At 44.7% G+C, this 16166-nt stretch carries 16 protein-coding genes; 11 read left to right on the plus strand and 5 right to left on the minus strand.

Translation table 11 applies throughout. The features are described from left to right. Positions 1-146, minus strand: a 146-nt coding sequence (locus tag VK097_RS04465; RefSeq protein ID WP_324210686.1) for a spore germination protein GerPB, incomplete at its 3' end; no start/stop codon positions are given. Between the two features lie 13 nt (positions 147-159). After that, the gene (locus VK097_RS04470; protein WP_324210603.1) at positions 160-375 is read right to left on the minus strand and encodes a spore germination protein; all 216 of its coding nucleotides are present in this window, start codon (positions 373-375) and stop codon (positions 160-162) included. A 124-nt stretch (positions 376-499) separates the two neighbouring features. Here VK097_RS04470 and VK097_RS04475 point away from each other — a divergent pair, with 124 nt between their 5' ends. Further along, positions 500-1678: a DUF418 domain-containing protein gene (locus VK097_RS04475; RefSeq protein WP_324210604.1), complete on the plus strand. Its 1179-nt coding sequence runs from the start codon at positions 500-502 to the stop codon at positions 1676-1678. A 65-nt stretch (positions 1679-1743) separates the two neighbouring features. Here the strand turns inward: VK097_RS04475 and VK097_RS04480 are convergent, their stop codons facing one another. Beyond that, a complete protein-coding gene (locus VK097_RS04480; RefSeq protein ID WP_324210605.1) occupies positions 1744-2940 on the minus strand; it encodes an ornithine--oxo-acid transaminase in 1197 nt (398 codons plus the stop codon). 182 nt (positions 2941-3122) lie between these two features. On the opposite strand from VK097_RS04480, the gene VK097_RS04485 reads away from it, so the two are divergent. After that, a complete protein-coding gene (locus tag VK097_RS04485; protein WP_324210606.1) occupies positions 3123-3488 on the plus strand; it encodes a YisL family protein in 366 nt (121 codons plus the stop codon). A 267-nt stretch (positions 3489-3755) separates the two neighbouring features. On the opposite strand, the gene VK097_RS04490 is transcribed toward VK097_RS04485, so the two are convergent. Beyond that, positions 3756-4721, minus strand: coding sequence for an iron-hydroxamate ABC transporter substrate-binding protein (locus VK097_RS04490; RefSeq protein ID WP_324210607.1), 966 nt, complete (start codon positions 4719-4721; stop codon positions 3756-3758). A gap of 143 nt (positions 4722-4864) precedes the next feature. Here VK097_RS04490 and VK097_RS04495 point away from each other — a divergent pair, with 143 nt between their 5' ends. From VK097_RS04495 to VK097_RS04505, 3 genes are all read left to right on the plus strand, one after another. Further along, positions 4865-5878 (plus strand): FecCD family ABC transporter permease, encoded by a 1014-nt coding sequence (locus VK097_RS04495; RefSeq protein ID WP_324210608.1) that lies wholly within the window; start codon positions 4865-4867, stop codon positions 5876-5878. Next, positions 5875-6888, plus strand: a complete 1014-nt coding sequence (locus VK097_RS04500) for a FecCD family ABC transporter permease (protein ID WP_324210609.1) — start codon at positions 5875-5877, stop codon at positions 6886-6888. Before VK097_RS04495 ends, VK097_RS04500 begins: the two co-directional genes overlap by 4 nt. A 361-nt stretch (positions 6889-7249) precedes the next feature. Continuing rightward, positions 7250-8749: an alpha-amylase family glycosyl hydrolase gene (locus tag VK097_RS04505; RefSeq protein WP_324210610.1), complete on the plus strand. Its 1500-nt coding sequence runs from the start codon at positions 7250-7252 to the stop codon at positions 8747-8749. An 18-nt stretch (positions 8750-8767) separates the two neighbouring features. Here the strand turns inward: VK097_RS04505 and yppF are convergent, their stop codons facing one another. Beyond that, positions 8768-8953: a YppF family protein gene (gene yppF / locus VK097_RS04510; protein ID WP_324210611.1), complete on the minus strand. Its 186-nt coding sequence runs from the start codon at positions 8951-8953 to the stop codon at positions 8768-8770. 248 nt (positions 8954-9201) lie between these two features. On the opposite strand from yppF, the gene VK097_RS04515 reads away from it, so the two are divergent. From VK097_RS04515 to VK097_RS04540, 6 genes are all read left to right on the plus strand, one after another. Next, positions 9202-9618, plus strand: a complete 417-nt coding sequence (locus VK097_RS04515) for a hemerythrin domain-containing protein (protein ID WP_324210612.1) — start codon at positions 9202-9204, stop codon at positions 9616-9618. Between the two features lie 20 nt (positions 9619-9638). Further along, the gene (locus tag VK097_RS04520) at positions 9639-9959 is read left to right on the plus strand and encodes a hypothetical protein (protein WP_324210613.1); all 321 of its coding nucleotides are present in this window, start codon (positions 9639-9641) and stop codon (positions 9957-9959) included. A 124-nt stretch (positions 9960-10083) separates the two neighbouring features. Further along, positions 10084-10371, plus strand: coding sequence for a hypothetical protein (locus VK097_RS04525; protein WP_324210614.1), 288 nt, complete (start codon positions 10084-10086; stop codon positions 10369-10371). Continuing rightward, a complete protein-coding gene (locus VK097_RS04530; protein ID WP_324210615.1) occupies positions 10358-14041 on the plus strand; it encodes a nitrate reductase subunit alpha in 3684 nt (1227 codons plus the stop codon). The genes VK097_RS04525 and VK097_RS04530 overlap by 14 nt, the downstream gene beginning before the upstream one ends. Then, positions 14031-15527 (plus strand): nitrate reductase subunit beta, encoded by a 1497-nt coding sequence (gene narH / locus VK097_RS04535; RefSeq protein ID WP_324210616.1) that lies wholly within the window; start codon positions 14031-14033, stop codon positions 15525-15527. Before VK097_RS04530 ends, narH begins: the two co-directional genes overlap by 11 nt. Further along, positions 15528-16121 carry a nitrate reductase molybdenum cofactor assembly chaperone gene (locus tag VK097_RS04540; protein WP_324210617.1) on the plus strand — a complete coding sequence of 198 codons (594 nt, stop codon included), beginning with the start codon at positions 15528-15530 and terminating at the stop codon, positions 16119-16121. The last annotated feature ends 45 nt before the right edge of the window (positions 16122-16166 follow it).

Consider the following 16166-nt stretch of genomic DNA (forward strand, 5'->3'; position numbering starts at 1 on the left):
GCTGCTTCAGTGAAACCGCCTGTGTTATGAATATCCGATTGGGCCTGGATACTTCCGGTGCTGCCTATCTGAAAAACAGATGAATTTGTTATGGCTTCAATTTTGATAAAATGGATAGAAATCGATTGATGAATGATTAAATTCATACGACACACCCCGTTATGACGTTATATTTTGATCCATTTTGTCGCTGTCGGTCACATATGTCGCCGATTGCCCAAGTCTGATGCGTGTTCCGTCACCGGTGATGAAAGAACCGCCGCCAGCATAGGTTTTTGCAGTGCTTTCCGGATTCATGGTATAGACATCCCCGATGTTAAAGATGCTTGAGTTGCCTATGTTATTGACTTTTACGGCACCTACTTTTGCCGGCATCACAACGTCCTCCTTCCCTGTATTTTATGTATGCATTCGGATTTGTGTAACTGGGCAGGAGATATAATCGTATGTGTCGAACATGTGGGGGGATACCTGATTTGATGAAAGGATCGGAATACCGATGAATACTGCTGAGCCATTACAAAAATCTGAACGCATGATGTGGATTGATGCGGCCAGAGGATTTGCGATTTTGGGAATTTTTGTTGTCAATATTGGTGCATTCTCAGCACCGTATTTTTTATATGGTGGGGAAAAGGATGCATGGTCTCAGGCTATTGACCAATTCACACATGTGATGATTGATATTTTCTTTCAGGCGAGTTTCTATACGCTGTTTTCGCTTCTTTTTGGCTTTGGCCTCCAGATTTTAAAAGAACGTCTGATAACAAAAGGAATTGCAGTCAGCCCGTTTTTATTCCGCCGGCTTATCATATTAATGATGTTTGGCATGATCCATGCATTTTTGATCTGGCATGGTGATATATTACTGTCATACGGGATTATCGGGTTATTTTTCATGGCATTCATTTATCGGAGTGACCGTGCAATTCTGCTGTGGGGTACGTTGATACTTGGCTCGAGCGTCTTTCTGTATACGGTCATGTTATATAATGTGAGAGCTTTTCTTGGTGGTGCTAATACGTCTGGCATTCATCGTGCCGAAACGTATTATGCAAGCAATGACTGGTTTGTCATTTTGGACCAGAATTTGAATGACTGGTTGTATGCTAACAGTATCTTCTCTTATGTGCTTCTCGGAACGACGTTACTGCCGTTGTTTTTAATCGGGATGTATTTGGCCAGGAAGCGATGGCTTCACAATCCTTCGCAACACCGGAAAAGGCTTTGGGCTGCCTGGGTAGTCAGTCTGATTGTATTTATTGCTTTGAAAATGGGGCCATATTTAAACGGGAATCCGGAATGGTTTTCGTATACACAGGATAATGTTGGCGGCGCTGCCTCGGCATTGTTTTACTTATTTTCAATCACACTGTCAGCTCAATCCATTTTCGGTAAAAAATTACTGAAGCCGTTCAGCTTTGTTGGGCGAATGTCACTGAGTAACTATATCTTACAATCGTTAATCTGTTTTATACTGTTTTATGGTGTTGGTTTTGGATTGTATGGATCGGTTAGACCGATTGAAGCGATGGGGATTGTTGCACTGGTTTATACCTTGCAGGTTTTTGTCAGCAAATGGTGGCTCGCCAAATACCGGTACGGCCCGCTTGAATGGCTTTGGCGGAGCCTCACATATAAACAGAAACAGCCATTGCGTGAAACAGAGAACGAGTAGTTTATGCAGAAGCGCCATAAACGTTAAGTTTATAAAAGGCTGCCCACCGATGGAGCAGCCTTCCATTACGCTTCTAATACTTCTTTAATCCGGTCAATTGCCCATTCAAGATCTGCTTTTTCGATGACAAGCGGTGGTGCAAAACGGATAACATTCTCATGTGTTTCCTTGCACAAAAGTCCTTTTTCTTTCAGTTCTTCACAATAAGGCCGTGCAGCTTCGGTCATTTCAACGCCGATGAACAAACCTTTGCCGCGTATTTCTTTAATTTTCGGGTTGCTGATTTTCCGAAGTTCTTCCATCATATAATTTCCAAGTTCCAGTGAACGGTCCGCCAAGTTCTCTTCCTCAAGGACTTCCAGTGCTGCTGTTGAGACAGCACATGCCAGTGGATTTCCGCCGAAAGTTGAGCCGTGTGATCCTGGATTGAAAACACCAAGAATATCTTTATTGGCGACAACACAGGAAATTGGGAATACGCCACCGCCCAATGCTTTACCCAAAATCAGGACATCCGGTGTGACACCTTCCCAGTCACAGGCGAACATTTTGCCGGATCGTCCAAGTCCTGCCTGAATTTCATCGGCCATGTATAAAACATTATTTTCAGCACAGACATCATAAGCCTCTTTCAAAAATCCTTCAGGGGGGATGTTGATGCCGGCTTCACCTTGGATCGGCTCAAATAAAAAGGCGGCTGTGTTTTCGTTGATGGCTTCTTTTAATGCATCGATATCACCATATGGGATTGTTTTTATCCCGGGAAGCAGCGGGCCAAATCCGCGTTGGTACGCTGCTTCTGAAGACAGTGATACGGCTGTCATAGTACGGCCGTGGAAGTTGCCTTCAGCCGCGATGATTTCGGCCTTGCCTTCTGGTACACTCTTAACATCATATGCCCAGCGGCGTGCGGCCTTTATGGCCGTTTCAACAGCTTCTGCTCCGGTATTCATCGGAAGTGTCATGTCTTTGTTCGTCAGTTTGCAGATTTTTTCATACCAAGGACCAAGTTGATCGTTGTGAAATGCACGGGAGGTTAAGGTGACAGCATCTGCTTGTTTTTTCAGTGCATCGATGATTTTTGGGTGACGGTGGCCCTGGTTTAATGCGGAGTATGAACTCAGCATATCCATATAGCGGTTGCCCTCCGGATCCTCAACCCATACGCCTTCAGCTTTGTTTATGACAATAGGCAGCGGGTGATAGTTTTTGGCACCATATTCCTGCGTCTGATCGATAATTTCCTGACTTGTTTTCGCCATATTATCCCTCCAAGTAAAAAGCTTATTGTGCTTAGTATAACAGTTTTTGAGTTATTTTACTTCCAGAACTGTTCAATTAATTTTCAAATGCTTTTCCTGATAGGACATGTTAAGATAGGTATTATGAATATAGATAACCTGTCAATAGGAAATAATATGTTTTAAGGAGGAACGATACAAAAATGAATACACATTTGCATGTGACGGCATGGGTTCTGGCATTTATCCTTTTTGTTGTCGTGATTGCATTACATAAATCAGGTAAGGCAAAGGGTGCTAAAATTGTCCAAATGATTCTGCGGCTGGACTACTTATTGATTTTATATTCCGGCGGTGAATTGCTTGCAGCCTATTTTAATGGCCCGCAAATGGGAGAGGCAATTTTTAAAGGACTTGCGGGCATATGGGCAATTTTTGCTATGGAAATGATCAGCCTGAAATCAGGGCGGGAAGAGCCAACAAAAAGCTGGTGGATTCAGCTTGTCATTGCGGTTTTGCTGACACTGATTTTAGGTTTTGGCAGGTTAGGTTTAGGATTCTTGCCATAGGCTATACAGCGAGCAGAGACTTCTCCGAGGGGGAAGTCTTTTTTAGCTCAAATTGTCACGTAATCGGCTCAAATTCACAGCAATTCGGCTCAAGTTCACAATTACTTCGCTCAAATTGTCACAAATGCTGATAATACAAAAAGTGCCATAAATCCTCATATAATTTCATGACACTTTTTTGCGGGGTGGCAGCCGATACGCTGAGCATGCGAGGAGGACGTTTTAGAACGCCTCCGATTTAATTCGATTATGGTTATGACACCACTACTATTCAGTCAGCGTTTCAAGGATGTCATCAATTATTTGTTCAAATGCAATCAGGCCCTTGTTTGTCCAGTGACTTGGATCATTCATGGTATAGACATTGCCGTTTTGAGCAGCGGGTGTGTTTTGCCAGACAGAACTGTTATCAAGTGTCTCTAGCCCCTGTTCATTCTCCTCGGCCAACAGGAATACATGGTCTGCTTTTAATTCGGAAAGCTTTTCAAGGGAAATCGGATTCCACTGCGGCTGGGCTTCACCGAGTTCGTTAACTAATTCAGGCTGATTAACACCAAGTTGGGAATAGAGCACTTCTGCACTGTGCCGATTATGTTCAAACAGATAGAATTGATCACCTTGTGCCCAGATCAGTGCAACAGTTTCTTCTCCGATTGTATTGCTCAGTATTTCTTTTGCATCTGCAACTTTTTCGTCATATTGATTCAGTACTTCTTCAGCTTTGGCTTCCTTGCCAAGCATTTCACCAAATGTTTCGATCTGCTCGCGCCAGCTATTTGTCGTTTCCTCAGTCATGACATAGGTTGTGGCGATTTTTTGATAGTCTTCGTACGAGCCTTCATAACTGTCCATCGCATTTTCCAGAATGATTAAATCCGGCTCATGGTTCAGGACCTGTTCCAGTGGAAGGTTCCATTCAATTTTTGGGACATCCTGCAGCTCATCAGTAAGGTAATCCTGTACCGTTTCACCGATTGCCCATTTCGCTGCTGGTGTAACGTCTAAAGCAAGCAGTGCATCTTCATGGTAGGGTGCAATGATACGCTCGACATCAGCGGGGATGGTAACTTCACCCATTTCACTGTCCAGTGTCACGTCGGATGACTGACTATTGATCTGTTCACCGGAAGACGATTCTTCATCCGAATCATTGCCGCCGCATGAGGTTATTAAAAGTATTAAAGCGATTAAGAGAGCAATGACCAGGCTGTAAGATCTGTTCAGCTTACGCATATGTAAAACTCCTTTATGTTAAAATGACGTTCCTGACGGTAATGATAATCATTTTCAATTATGCTGTCAATTTATGATTGCAGTCTACGCTATAAAACAATTATAATTTAATATGGATCAATTGGTTTTGACAGGAGTATATTATGCTATCGATTATTCAGCAATCCAAACTATTGAAAATAGCCATCATTATATTAGTGATATGTGCATTGGCTGTTTCAATAGGTGTTTCGGTTGCCTTTGGGGCAGTTGATATTAATCTGTCAACGGTTTGGCAGGCAGTTGTTCATTTCAATGAAAATCTTACATCCCATCAAGTCATTCAGGAGTTGCGGCTGCCCAGGGCAACGGCTGCGGCGATGGTTGGCGGCTTTTTGGCCGTATCTGGTGCGATTATGCAGGGGATGACGCGCAACCCGCTGGCATCGCCGTCCATTATGGGGGTTACACAAGGTGCAGCATTTGCCCTTGTTATCACAATGGCTTTTTTCCCGGCGGCATCCAGTCTTACTATGACGTTCGCTTCATTTGCCGGTGCCGGTATGGCTGTTGTACTGGTTTTTATGGTTGGTTCATTTTCGAAAAGCGGCCTGACACCGGTTAAACTTGCGCTCGCCGGTGTTGCAATTGGTACCTTATTGACGTCGGTTTCATCGGTTATTGCACTCTATTTTCAGCTGGAAAAGCAGCTGGGTTTCTGGCAGGCCGGCGGACTAGCAGGTGTCGACTGGACGTCAAATAAAGTTCTCCTCATTTCCGGTGCTGCCGGGATGGTCATCGCATTCATGATTTCCAAATCCATTACCGTCCTTAATTTAGGTGAGGATGTGGCAGCAGGGCTTGGGCAAAATAACGCCCTATTAAAAGCTTTTAGTATTCTGGCAGTCCTCATATTGACCGGAGCGGCTGTATCAGTAGGGGGTGCCATTGGTTTCCTTGGCCTTATTATTCCGCATATTACACGATTTATAATGGGGACGGATTACCGCTGGATTATTCCTGTATCCGCATTGTTCGGTGCACTGTTGCTCGTATTGTCCGATATCGTTTCAAGGCTGGTCAACGCACCGTTTGAAACCCCGGTAGGCGCTATTACATCGCTGATTGGCGTCCCGTTCTTTTTTTATCTTGCACGTGGCGGGGGTGGTCAATCATGAATCAGATGCAAAAACATCGGACAGGAAGATTTGTATCTGTCACCGTATTGCTGATCGTGCTGATTGTGGTCATGTTTTTCATAACATTGGCTTCAGGTGTTGTGTCCATATCGCCTTTGGAGGTGATCCAGACACTCATTGGACAGGGGACCGGCAGACAGGAACTTGTATTGTTGGATTTTCGGCTGCCGCGTATCGCGCTGGCATTGCTTGTAGGTGCCGGACTTGCGGTTTCCGGCGCTATCCTGCAGGGCGTGACCCAAAATGAGCTGGCAGAGCCGGGTATTTTAGGCATTAATACCGGAGCCGGATTTGCTGTTGTATTGTTTATATTCTTTATCCAGGATTCACTGGGCAATTTTTCCGTTTTTGTGATGCCTTTATTTGCGTTACTCGGAGCCTTATTGGCAGCATTTCTTGTCTATACCCTGGCATGGAAAAACGGGGTCAATCCAATACGGCTCGTTCTTGTGGGAATTGGTGTCAATGCTGGCTTTAGTGCGGCATTGATTACCCTCCAGCTGAAAATGAACCCACAGGATTTCCGGCAGGCAACAGTTTGGCTGTCCGGTGATATTTGGAGTGCCAGCTGGCCCTTTGTCCTATCGCTATTGCCATGGATACTGATACTCATTCCCATTGCGCTTGTAAAAGCAAATGCACTTAACGTATTAAATCTCGGTGACGATATAGCAGCAGGACTTGGTTCAAAAGTTGAAGGTAACCGTCTTCTGCTATTACTGATCGCTGTTGCGCTGGCCGGGGCGAGTGTTGCGGCTGGTGGTGCCATCGCGTTTCTAGGACTTGTTGTACCGCATTTGGCACGAAAGATTATCGGCCCGATGCACCAATATACCATTCCAATATCAGCGCTGATTGGTGCGCTGCTTTTGATGGTAGCTGATATGATCGGAAAAAATGTATTGGCACCAATGGAAATACCGGTTGGGGTCGTTGTTTCCATTCTCAGTGCGCCGTATTTTATCTATCTGCTGATCAAAGCCAATTAAGCTGAAAGTGGGTTTCCCAGGACTTCAGTGTTTTCCTGTCACGGGAAGCACAACCTGCACTGGTGGTTCGTGACGTACGAACCTTCTTTCATATCTATAATCGAAAGAAATCACAAAAAGGGGGCGTGATTTTTTAAAAAATTCATGCCCCCTTTTTGCCTGCTGCCTTCGATTATAGGAGTGAGAAGGGGTAACAGATAAGAAGATTATTGTAAGTTAAGACCAAATTTGATTAAACTTGGTTATAAAAGGATTCCGGGAGATTATGAAGGATTTTCGACAAATAGGCCTTTACCATTGACTGCAGATGTATGTCGTTAATAATAGAGGAGAATGATATTTTGGATGAAGGAGCGCACATATGAAACGCTTATTATTGATCATACTTATTCTGTCGCTTTTTTCCGGTTTGTCACAATCGGTTTCGGCAGCTGAACAGGAAGCGGCACTGACTGGTGAGATTGTTTACGATATATTGGTTGACCGCTTCAATAATGGTGATACCTCACAAGATGAACAGATAAACCTCGATGATCCGTATGCTTACCACGGGGGCGACTTGCAGGGGATCATCGACCAGCTTGATCATTTAAAGGAATTGGGATATACGACCCTGGTTTTATCACCGATTATGGAAAATGCGCCGAGCGGTTATCACGGCTACTGGATTGAAGATTTCTATCAGGTGGACGAGCAATTTGGCACGATGGATGATCTGAAGGAACTTGTGGAAGAAGCCCACCAGCGTGATATGAAAATTGTATTGGAATTTGTGACGAACTATGTTTCCACGACCCACCCCATGACAGACGATCCGGATAAACGTGGCTGGATAAGCGAACATGATGCTGAACAGACGTATGAGTGGCAGGAAGAAACAGTCATGCTGGATCAGACAAATACAGAAGTACAGCGATTTATACAAGACGTGGCTGATTACTGGATCGATGAAGCCGGTATAGACGGCTATCAATTTCACGCAGCCGATCAGGCCAACAAGAAATTTTTAGATGAATTGACAGCACATATCCGCAATCAAAACCCGGATTTTTATTTGCTGGGCAATATTTTGGATAATGAATCATATACCGGCGATCTGACTGACAATACAGCTATACAAGCAGTTGAAAATCATGCATTGTATGAGTCAATGACTGATGTGTTTGCGAATGCCGGCACACCGCTGACACACATTCATGAAGCGTGGAAGAGCAGTGGTGAACAGGAAGGGATGAACTATCTGGATAATCCATATACGAAACGATTCACTCAAAAATTTCTGGAGAATGGGCGGGATAAATTAACAGCATGGAAATTGGCATTAACCTATTTATATACGGCTCCCGGCACACCGATGATTTATCAGGGGTCAGAAATTCCGATGAGCGGTGCCGGTTTTCCTGCTAATCAGAAATTAGTAGAGTGGAATATTTCGGATGAAGATTTACAGAAATTCATTAACCGGATTGCAGCACTCCGATCCCAATTCCCGGCATTGCAGTATGGCGATTATAAATTGGTTGATTCCAGTGGTGCGATGAGTTTATTTAAGCGGTCCTATGAAGGCGAATCTGTGTACATTGCCATTAATAATGATACGGAATCACAAGCTGTCTCAATCGATGGCATTGAATCCGGGAAACGGCTGAATGGCTTACTCGGTGATAATCTGGTAAAAGAAAATGAAAATGGAAAATTCCAGATTGGTCTGCCGCGCGAGACGGCTGAAGTTTATGTTATTGAAGAAGATACCGGTCTGAATTGGGCAATGATTATTCCGATTGTAATTGTTTTTATCCTTTTTGTCGCAGGTGTTATTTATTTATCCAGAAAGCAAAAAAAGCGGGAAGCTGATGCGTAATGCACAGCTTTCCGTTTTTTATACGTATTCATGGGCTGAAATAGCGCCTTGCCGATACAAGTAATGATAAATTTTCCGATAGTCGTTTATGTCTATTTCACCAGTGATGTATTTTTGCTGATAAAAATCCAACAGGGCATTAATCGATTCCGGTGGCTGGTTCCGCTCCATTTCAAAAATCGTGATCAGCTCAAAAATACTCACCTGAACCCTCCTTCTTATTTCCGGCTTAAGGTTGTCTAAGAGCACTTACCGGAAATATATGTTGGAGGTAATCGAATCATGATAGCTGATTATGATTTTTCCCCCGATGAAGGCCATAACATAAAAATCCAATCATCACAGTTCCTTCCTGTAAATCCAGTACTTATTATCAATGGAAAAAATATACTGGTTTTCCAGTATAGTATGAATCATTACAGGTAATATTAGGTAACAAGGAGAGTGATCAAATGGCAGGACCTGCACTCAGAAAGACCGAAAGTCATGCATCCATCCATGAAGCAGCATTACAGGAGGCCAGGGAGCTGACAAATATATTAGGGAATCTGTTAAAAGGGAGGGAAACAGATAACGCTTTAGAAACCGCTTACATTATTGTGGAACATTGGGAAACGCGTACACTTGCCCACGCCGATGCAGAGGAACGAAGCCTATATAAAGAAATCGCTGAAACATCTCCGGAATTAAAGGATAACGTTGTTGCATTAACAAGGGATCATAATTTGATGCGAAACATTGTAAACGACATTAAAGAAATGTTGGAGCGTCATGGTGTCGGATACGATGTATTACAACGATTTCAGGCTTTGATACTGGTGGATGAGCTGCACAATCTGGAAGAAGAAAAGATTTTACCGGAACACTAGCAAAGACTGGAGGTGATCGGGTGGAAATAAATACGACAACAGCACAGAAGAGAAGACGATTATTAAGGATCATGTATCCTAATGTTTACAATTATTTGATCGATAAGTTGAAGGAGAACAATATCCATTCGTTTGATGTGCAAATGACCGCCAGAAAAATTGATTCCTCTGTGGAAATATACGTCTGTTTTGGTGAGCGATTTACATGGGAAGTGACGCGTACAGTTTCAGAAAAATCGCTAAGTGAACCCGATAATACATTTAAAGAATTTTGCGAAGAAATCAAGGAAAAATGTAAAGAAACACTTGTAGCAGATTATTTTAAAATGGTCAAACCATAGAAGTACATGTTCCAAAAGGATAAAAAGGCTCGGTTGGCAAAGTTCGCAGCCTCTTGTGGGGCAGGCAATTCAACATGTCATTTACCGGACTTTTTGAACTGCTTTTAGAAAGCGAGGGAATTGAATGTTTCAGTACCAACGGGAAGCCGCGATTGAAGAGGACCGTGAAGATTTAATCGGACTTTTAAAAATGCGGTTCGAATCGCTTGAGCCTGAAGTCATTGAAGCGATTTATCAATTAGATGATTTTGAAACGATTGAACGATTAATTTTAGTCGGGGCAAATGCACCGGATTTCAAGACATTTCTGGAAGAACTGGAAGAAGGGAAAGGCACGTTCAAAATCGTCGGCGAACGTTTTAATCCGCTCGAGAATATGCCGGAAAATGGTGATGCAGATGGAAGACAGTAAAAATAAATTATTTCAGCATTTAAAATTTCTGAAACCTGGAAAACGTATCAATGATGGCTGGACGGAAGAAAGTCCAAGACAGCGGCACTGGGAGCAAGTGTACAGGAATAGATGGGCGCATGATAAAGTTGTCCGGTCGACACATGGTGTGAACTGTACCGGCTCATGCAGCTGGAAAATATATGTCAAAGACGGGATTATCACCTCGGAAACACAGCAGACGGATTATCCGACAAACGGTGCCGATTTTCCGGAATATGAACCAAGGGGCTGTCCAAGAGGTGCCAGTTTTTCCTGGTACACATACAGCCCTGTTCGTGTGAAATATCCGTATGTTCGCAGTGATCTTTACCGCCTTTGGAAAGAAGAACGTGATGCCGGTCATGATCCTGTTACGTCCTGGAAAAATATTACGACTGATTCTGAAAAACGAAAGCAGTATGTAAAGGCGCGCGGGAAAGGCGGATTTGTCCGGGCAGACTGGCGGGACGTCTGTGTCATGATTGCCAGTTCATTGATACATACGATTAAAAAATATGGCCCGGATCGTATCACGGGATTCAGCCCAATTCCGGCCATGTCAATGGTCAGCTATTCAGGCGGGACAAGACTCCTTTCGTTACTCGGAGGCAACATTCTCAGTTTTTACGACTGGTATGCTGATCTTCCGCCGGCATCGCCGCAAGTGTGGGGAGAGCAGACTGACGTTCCGGAAAGCGCGGACTGGTACAATACAAAATACTTTATCATCTGGGGCACCAATTTGCCGCAAACACGAACACCTGATGCCCATTTTATGGTCGAATCCCGTTATAACGGGACAAAAGTTGTCGGTGTCAGCCCGGATTACGCCGATTATGAGAAATTTGCCGATATTTGGCTGCCGGCCAGAGCGGGAACAGATGCCGCGCTGGCGATGGCGATGACACATGTGATTTTAAAAGAGTTTTATGTTGATGATCCGACACCATATTTTATGAATTATGCCAAGAAATTTACCGACCTGCCGTTTCTGATTACGATTGATCAAAAAGACAATGAATATCGGTCAGGAAGGTTTTTGCATGCAGACGACTTCAAATCCCATGAAAAGCTCGGTGAATGGAAAACCGTCGTCTGGGATCTCAATACAAATAACACAGCGGTTCCAAACGGGACACAGGGACACCGTTGGGATGGCAGCAGCAAATGGAATCTGGACTTGGAAAACGATGATGGTTCTGTCATTAACCCTGAACTTAGTTTCCTGCAGATGGCTGATGAAACGATTCAAGTTGAATTCCCTTATTTTGCCAAAGAACATGGTGATATTGTCCGCCGCGGCGTGCCTGTCAAACATATACAGGACAAAGACGGCAATATGCTCCGTGTTACAACGGTTTACGATTTAATGATGGCCCATACCGGCATCAGCCGCGGTCTGCCGGGGGATTATCCGACTGACTACCATGATCCGAAGCCATACACACCGGCATGGCAGGAAAGTATTACCGGTGTGAATAAGCAGCATGTGATCCAGGTGGCACGGGAATTTGCCGATAATGCCAATCGGACAAAGGGAAAATCCATGATTGCGATGGGTGGCGGTACGAATCACTGGTATCACAGTGATCAAATTTACCGTTCGATTTTGAACCTGGTAATGCTTACTGGTTCGCAAGGGGTGAATGGCGGCGGCTGGGCGCATTATGTCGGACAGGAAAAAGTCCGTCCAGTTGAAGGCTGGCAGACGGTTGCATTTGCCAAAGACTGGGGCATCCCGCCACGGCAGCAAAATGGTACCTCTTTCTTTTATTTTGCCACCGATCAATATCGGTATGAGGAACGGGATGTCATGAAAGATACAGCGTGGGGCGGTAAATATAATGACATGCATCCGGCTGATATCAATGCGTTGGCAGCACGGCTGGGCTGGCTGCCGTCCTATCCCCAGTTCTCCCAGAATTCGATTGACCTTGTCAAAGAAGCACGAGAAAAAGGAGCTGAAACCGAGCAGGACATCATTGATAACATCGTCAAAAAGCTGAAAAACGGTGAAGCAGATTGGTCGATGGAAAATCCGGATGATCCACGCAACTTCCCGAGAGTGTTTTTCAATTGGCGTTCGAATTTGCTCGGTGACAGTGGAAAAGGACACGAATATTTTGTGAAGCATTTGATCGGTGGGGATGACCAGGTCATGGCTGCGTCCGAATCGTCATGGCGGCCAGAAACAGTTAATGTCAATGATGATGCGGCAGAAGGCAAGACTGATTTATTTGTCAGCATTGATTTCCGGATGACCAGTTCCGGCCTCTTTTCGGATATTGTGCTGCCGGCTGCAACCTGGTATGAAAAATATGATATTAGTACAACAGATCTGCATCCGTTCATCCATCCGTTTAATGCAGCAATCTCACCACCATGGGAATCCAAAAGTGATTGGGATACTTTTCGTGAAATCAGTAAAGTTTTTTCGGAACTGGCCGAAGAATATCTGCCGGGTGAAACGGAAGAAATACAGACGTCACCATTGGGTCATGACACGACTGATGAGATTGCCCAGCCAAGCGGTAAAATTTTGGATTGGCGTAAAGGTGAAGTTGAAGCCATTCCGGGTAAAACGATGCCTAATTTCTTTGTCGTTAAGCGGGATTACCCGAATGTCTATCAAAAAATGATAACGATCGGCCCTGACTTGAAAAAGGGCTACGGCATGAAAGGGGTTACGTTGCCCGGTGATAAAGTGTATGACGAGTTAAAACACCGGTTGGGCGTCTCAAAACGGGAAGGAATCGGTAAAGGTAATCCGGATCTTTATTCGGACATTAAGGCCGCAGAAGCTATTCTGCTCATGTCCGGTGCGACAAATGGAAGACGTGCGGTGGAAGGATGGGAATCACTCGAGAAAAAGACAGGTCAAAACTTATCCGAAATTGCCAAAGGACACGAGGAAAATGCTTATACGATGGCTGATATCACAGCCCAGCCGCGGCAGACGATTTCAACACCGGTTTGGAGCGGACTGGAAAAGGATGGGCGCAGGTATTCGCCGTTTACCGTCAATACGGAATACAACATCCCATGGCGGACATTGACCGGCAGGCAAAGCTTTTACCTTGACCATGAAATGATGCTCGATTTCGGGGAAGGACTGCCGACATATCTTCCGCCGGTCAACAAAGGACCATATGTGAAAGGTGAAAAAGAGCCGAACCATCAGGAAAAATCAATTACTGTCCGCTACCTGACCCCGCATCAAAAATGGGGAATTCACACGATGTTTACTGAAAGCTCACCAATGGTACAGCTGTTCCGAGGCTGGCAGGTTGTCTGGATGCATGAAAAAGACGGGGCATCAATCGGGCTTAAGGATAACGACTGGATTGAAGTTTATAACCGGAATGGTGCGATCTCCGCAAGAGTCGTGCTGACATACCGGATGCCAAGAGGAACGGCGTATATGTATCATGCCCAGGACCGGACAATGGGGGTTCCGGGAACGACTGTTACGAAAAAACGTGGCGGAACCCATAACAGTGTGACCCGGATTACGACAAAACCAACCCACATGATCGGTGGTTATTCACAGCTCAGCTATGGGTTTAACTATTACGGTCCAACCGGAAGCCAGCGCGACACAATCGCGATTATCAAACCAATGAAGGAGGTCAATTGGCTTGAGAGTTAAAGCACAGGTAGCGATGGTTATGCACTTGGACAAATGTATTGGCTGTCACACATGTTCGGTTACATGCAAAACAACATGGACCAATCGTCCGGGAACGGAATACATGTGGTTTAATAATGTCGAAACAAGACCAGGTGTCGGTTATCCGCAGGAATGGGAAAATCAGGATTATTACAAAGGCGGATGGGAATTAAAAAATGGGAAGCTCCGGTTACGGGCAGGTGGTCCGGTAACCAAGCTGATGAACATTTTTTATAATCCCAATATGGGGACAATGGATGATTATTACGAACCGTGGACCTATGATTACGAAAATCTGATTAAAAGCCCGAAATCTGAGAATCTGCCGGTAGCACGGCCAAAATCACTGATTACCGGTAATTATATGGATAAACCGGAATGGGGTTCCAACTGGGATGATGATCTCGCTGGCGGAAGTGAAGTTGTCGAGCGTGATCCGACTGTCAAAAAACTGCAGGATCACATTGCGACCGAATATGAAAAAACATTCATGATGTATTTGCCGCGGATTTGTGAACACTGCTTGAACCCATCTTGTGTGGCATCTTGTCCATCCGGTGCATTATACAAACGGGATGAAGACGGGATTGTCCTGGTTGACCAGGAAGAATGCCGCGGCTGGCGTTTCTGTATGAATGGCTGCCCATATAACAAAGTTTACTATAACTGGAATACACATAAGGCCGAGAAATGTAATTTTTGCTATCCAAGAACGGAAGCCGGCCTGCCAACGATTTGCTCGGAAACGTGTGTCGGCAAGATCCGTTACATTGGTGTCGTGTTGTACGATGCCGACAAAGTGAAAGAAGCAGCGTCTGTTGAAGACCCGCAGGATTTATACGAAGCACAGCTTGATTGCTTTCTTGACCCTTTTGATCCAGAGGTCATGAAAGAGGCGAAGGCATCCGGCATCAATGATGAGTGGATTAAGAGTGCACAGGAATCGCCGATTTATAAAATGGCGATGAAATGGAAAATTGCACTTCCGCTTCATCCGGAATACCGCACTTTGCCGATGGTTTGGTACGTTCCGCCGCTCAGCCCGATTATGAACCATATAACAAATGAAGAGGAGCTGAATACAGACGGCTATATTCCTGCCGTCGATCAAATGCGGATTCCGGTTGAATATCTGGCTTCCTTGCTATCGGCAGGTGATGTAGGTGTTATCCGGAAAGTGCTGCTGAAATTGACGGCCATGCGTGTCCATATGCGTTCCGTTAATGTCGGCGGCGTTGATGATCTGAAAAAGAGCAAACTGTTGGAAGAAGCCGGTGTCGACATTGAGACGATTGAAGAAATGGTTCGGCTGTTGGGTGTGGCAAAGTATGATGAACGGTATGTCATCCCAACCGGTCGCAGGGAAATGGACGATGATCTGCATTACAGACAAGGCGCATGCAGTCTTGAAGATCTTGCACCGCCTGAAGGCATGGTAACGTATCCGTTCGGGAAGGGGGATTAAATGAAATCCTGGCAATGTGAGATATTGATGGTTGCATCACGGCTGCTCGGTTATCCGACCGGCCGTGATGAAAAAGATGTTATGGATTGTGTGGAAGAAATGGACGTGCGGGAGACCGTCAAAAAAGAAATACGGCATGTGGCAGATTCAGTCTACCGTATCCCATTGCATGATTTGCAGGAAGACTATGTGTCGACGTTTGATTTGAAAGAAAAGTTGGGACTTTATCTTTCAGCACATGAATTTGGTGACAGTCCAAAAAGGGGGGCAGCATTGATTAAACTGCAAAAAGCCGTGAATCAGGCAGGCTATGAACGTGTTGATGATGAATTGGCCGACTATATCCCGATGCTGTATGAGCTGCTTGCACTTACAGGTGATAAGGTGGACCACACGCGTTTAGTGAAGCGGCTGGCGGCTGTCACCCAGCGTATTTTAAACCATTTACCAGAAAAGAATCCATACTACCCCATTTTTTCGGTTCTCATGAAATATATTTTCGAACGTCCAACAAAAGAAGAACTGGAAAAGTTGGAAGCACAACGGGAAAAAGCAGACCTTGAAGAACTGCCATATCCGATCATGTATAATTAAAAAGCACTAACGCGTTTTTCCAGAGTACAGAGGTAAAGGTCGGAT

Origin of the sequence: Lentibacillus sp. (assembly GCF_035301675.1) — a bacterium.
Taxonomy (GTDB): domain Bacteria; phylum Bacillota; class Bacilli; order Bacillales; family Amphibacillaceae; genus Lentibacillus.

Coding starts and splice junctions, on each gene's coding strand:
- VK097_RS04490 (WP_324210607.1), bottom strand. CDS start 4,721: ATGCGTAAGCTGAACAGATCTTACAGCCTGGTCATTGCTCTCTTAATC.
- VK097_RS04530 (WP_324210615.1), top strand. CDS start 10,358: ATGGAAGACAGTAAAAATAAATTATTTCAGCATTTAAAATTTCTGAAA.
- VK097_RS04470 (WP_324210603.1), bottom strand. CDS start 375: ATGCCGGCAAAAGTAGGTGCCGTAAAAGTCAATAACATAGGCAACTCA.
- VK097_RS04525 (WP_324210614.1), top strand. CDS start 10,084: ATGTTTCAGTACCAACGGGAAGCCGCGATTGAAGAGGACCGTGAAGAT.
- VK097_RS04495 (WP_324210608.1), top strand. CDS start 4,865: ATGCTATCGATTATTCAGCAATCCAAACTATTGAAAATAGCCATCATT.
- VK097_RS04475 (WP_324210604.1), top strand. CDS start 500: ATGAATACTGCTGAGCCATTACAAAAATCTGAACGCATGATGTGGATT.
- VK097_RS04505 (WP_324210610.1), top strand. CDS start 7,250: ATGAAACGCTTATTATTGATCATACTTATTCTGTCGCTTTTTTCCGGT.
- VK097_RS04480 (WP_324210605.1), bottom strand. CDS start 2,940: ATGGCGAAAACAAGTCAGGAAATTATCGATCAGACGCAGGAATATGGT.
- VK097_RS04500 (WP_324210609.1), top strand. CDS start 5,875: ATGAATCAGATGCAAAAACATCGGACAGGAAGATTTGTATCTGTCACC.
- VK097_RS04485 (WP_324210606.1), top strand. CDS start 3,123: ATGAATACACATTTGCATGTGACGGCATGGGTTCTGGCATTTATCCTT.
- VK097_RS04540 (WP_324210617.1), top strand. CDS start 15,528: ATGAAATCCTGGCAATGTGAGATATTGATGGTTGCATCACGGCTGCTC.
- VK097_RS04515 (WP_324210612.1), top strand. CDS start 9,202: ATGGCAGGACCTGCACTCAGAAAGACCGAAAGTCATGCATCCATCCAT.